This window comes from Microcystis sp. M165S2, assembly GCF_020245885.1.
In the GTDB taxonomy this organism is placed as follows: Bacteria; Cyanobacteriota; Cyanobacteriia; order Cyanobacteriales; family Microcystaceae; genus Microcystis.
Genome location: NZ_JADBTZ010000410.1, coordinates 1 through 3,342, shown reverse-complemented (window position 1 = coordinate 3,342; position 3,342 = coordinate 1). Strand labels below are relative to the sequence as shown.

At 48.5% G+C, this 3,342-nt stretch carries 3 protein-coding genes; all 3 read left to right on the top strand.

Annotated elements, in window-relative coordinates; translation table 11 throughout:
- Positions 1-245: 245 nt before the first annotated feature.
- On the top strand, positions 246-719 hold the full coding sequence (locus tag IM479_RS20350; protein WP_287675513.1) for a hypothetical protein: 474 nt from the start codon (positions 246-248) through the stop codon (positions 717-719).
- 32 nt (positions 720-751) lie between these two features.
- Positions 752-2,941 carry a coiled-coil domain-containing protein gene (locus IM479_RS20345; RefSeq protein WP_287685812.1) on the top strand — a complete coding sequence of 730 codons (2,190 nt, stop codon included), beginning with the start codon at positions 752-754 and terminating at the stop codon, positions 2,939-2,941.
- Between the two features lie 160 nt (positions 2,942-3,101).
- Positions 3,102-3,342: helix-turn-helix domain-containing protein (locus tag IM479_RS20340; protein WP_287685811.1), on the top strand; the 241-nt coding region annotated here is incomplete at its 3' end.

Genomic DNA, 3,342 nt, shown 5'->3' with positions numbered 1-3,342 from the left:
TTTAGACTTTTTGTCAATCAAAAAGTACCGGACTGGGAGTGATCAGGGGGAAAATTCCGGGACTTTTTCCCTGAAAATTAGGTAGTTGACCACCTGAAAATCGGTAAAACCCTACACCCCACACCCCACACCCCACACCCTAGCCCCACCGAAAAACTTTTTTAGCAGATCCTAGATAGTATATTCAGAGATACTCAATAATCTAGAATCAAAATCTCCCAGATTAATTTATCGAGGTTTTGCTCATGCTTTTTCGTCCTACTTGGCTCGGCACTTTATCGCTTGCCCTTGCCTTAAATTGGCCCCTTAGTGCCTCAGAAACCTGCGTCCCGATACCTTTGATCGGTGGTCAAGGAAACCAAGTAACCAAGACCGTTTCTCAACCGACCGTTCCCAGTGTGTTCGGTGTCGATATCACTCGCAATAACTGGAATACCGATTGGGCGGTTCCGAGCGATCGCAACTGGCAAAAATTCGTGGCCACTATATCCTCGGATGAGGGTGGTTCCTTCGATATCCAGATGTACCTCAAGTACAGCGATCAAACCACGGGACAGTTTTTTAACCAACAAGATGTACGGATCGACCCGGGTAAACCCCTGACTATTACCGCCACACCGGAACCCAACGATGAACCCTATCAAGTCAATCTTTTTATCGGTGGTGTCAACCATTTCGGCAAGACCTACACGGTAACCGTTGTCGGCTGCTACCGCTAGATCGTTTTTTTAATAGTGAGGAGTGAAAAATTATGGGATTCTCGCCATGCCGCCTGCTGATCTGGACTTTGTTCGGTTTATCGTTTCCCGTCCCCAGTGTTCTTGCCGAAGCGATAGATGAGGGGAAAGCGATCGCTCCCGTGACCGTTGCCCCTTCCTTCTGCGAGGGTTTTACCCCCTTGACCAATAGGGTCGCCCCCTTGGTATTCGAGGGGGAAACCCGAACCGAGGAATTACCCGACAGTGCCTGTGCCAAGGATCTGGCGGGAGTAGGAGCGCCCGTTTTGCCAGCCTCTCCCCTCACAGAACCCACCCCGGCTGCGACCCCGATCGCACCGGAAAATCCCGCTCCCCAGGGGCAAGAGGATCGAGGTTGGCAGATTAAATTTCAGCCCTACGCGACCATTCCGATCAGTACCTACGGAACCGCAACGGCCCGGGGACGTACCGTCAGCTATCATCTCGATCTCGGGGAAGTGTTACAATCGCTCCGGGTGACGGGTAGCGCGCGCGTGGAAGCCTGGAACGGTCGTTTCGGTTTGATTTTCGACGGTTATTACGCCAGCTTGAGAAACGTGATCGACCGGCAGAAGACAACGGTTCGACAGCCGAATTTTATCGACTCCTTGAATTGGTTGCTGAGTCGGGATGCCAGCCAGAGAATTCAAAAAGCGATCAATGGACTCGAAGGCATTTCCCAGTCGGTCGATCGGATACAAGGATTAAAAGAAGAGGGGAGCTTTCAAGAGGCAGGAGACAAAATTCGAGCGTTACGACAGGATATCGCCCTAAAAACCGAACAATTAAGCCAATTACCAGCGGCGGCCGAAGAAGTGCGCAATCAGATACGGCAGGAAGTCGCCCTTCGGGAGGAACAGTTACAGGAACTGGAAACGGCGATCAATAACGCTCGGCAACGTTTTCAGCAAGAGATCGTTCCGAAAATCGAGCAGGCGCAGGAACTGAAGACGACCCTCGCAGAAATTCGACAGGAGGTGCAGCAAGAGGTCGAGCGAAAAGCCGAGCGCTTAAACGAATTTAAACAGGCTCTTGACAGCCTTCAAGGACAATTGGCCGAACGCCAAAATACTTTACAAGAAATGGTCGTAAAAATTCAGACTCTCCCCGACGTGGATATAGGTGAGATTCGGGATAATATCGATATTCGAGATCTCCGGGATTTAGAGAAGAAAATAGCAGAATTACCCCGCGATCCTGCCTTTAGCGATCGACTAGGAAATTTAAAGGATTTTCAAGAAAAGCTCTCGCAAATACAGGAAGCACTGGCTAGAGGGCAGGAAAAAATTCAAGAATTGCGGGGGTTAAAAGATAGCGAACCCCTGCAACAACTGCAAGCGAAGATTCAAGAGTTACGGGAGCTAAAAGATAGCGAACCCCTACAACAACTACAAGGGAAGATTGAGGAGTTGCGGCAGACTAAAGATAGCGAAATCCTCCAACAATTGCAAGCAAAAGTTCAGGAGCTACAGCAGTTAAAAGATAGCGAACCCCTGCAACAACTGCAAGCGAAACTCCAAGAGTTACGGGGGTTAAAAGATAGCGAACCCCTGCAACGACTCGAACAAGAAATTCAGAACGCCCGAGAATCGCTCGAACAACTAGAACAAACAATGCAACAGGTACAAGAATTCGCCGACAATCGCCAATTACAGCAACTCGAAGCGGATTCGGAAACAAACCTACAATTCGATCAGGGCATCTACGATTTCGCCGTCAGTTACCACATCGGCGCTCCGCTCAGCCACGAACTGCCCGAAAAACCCTCTAATCGCTCTTTTCCCTTAATTTGGTTCCAGCCCTATGCGGGCCTTCGTCTCAATAGTATCAGTATCGATATCGAGCAAACGCTTACCGTACAACTATCCAGTCCCCTCGTCAACTTCAGCCAAACTTTCCAACAAACCTTCAGTCAGGGGAGAACTTGGTTTGAACCGCTCCTCGGCGGTAAATTTGGGGTACAGGTGTCCGATCCGATCACTTTATGGATTCGGGGAGACGCTTCCGGTTTCGGGCTGGCCGGCGATACAGATCTAAGCTGGAACCTCCTCTTTGGAGTCGATTGGTGGGTGAATCGCCAAATTTCCCTGCAATTCGCCTATCGTTTCTACGGGATCGAGTATAAAAACGGTAGTGGCGATAACGCGTTCGGTTTTACGGAAAACTTTAACGGACCGTTTCTCGCCGCCACTTTTCACTTTTAACTTAGTGTCAGCATTTATCCCTCGCGCTTAGTGCGATGGGACGGGGCTTTTAAAGGGCCGAAGTAATTCCCCCCAGGGCTCCCCTCATGAATGCTGACTTTGTATATAGACAATTCCTCAAAAACTATGTTATCATAGTTTTAGTTTCTTGATAACTTTTATGTACAAAGCGTACAAATTCAGACTTAAGCCTAATACCGAGCAAGAAATAGCCTTAGCAAAAAGCTTCGGTTGTTGTCGTTGGTTTTGGAATTATTCCCTGAATTTATGCCAAGAAACCTATAAAACCACAGGAAAAGGACTGACACGAAACTATATTCAGGGACTATTGCCTAGTCTCAAAAAAGAATATGATTGGTTGACAGATGCTTATTCCCAGTGCTTACAGGTTGTTGCTTTGA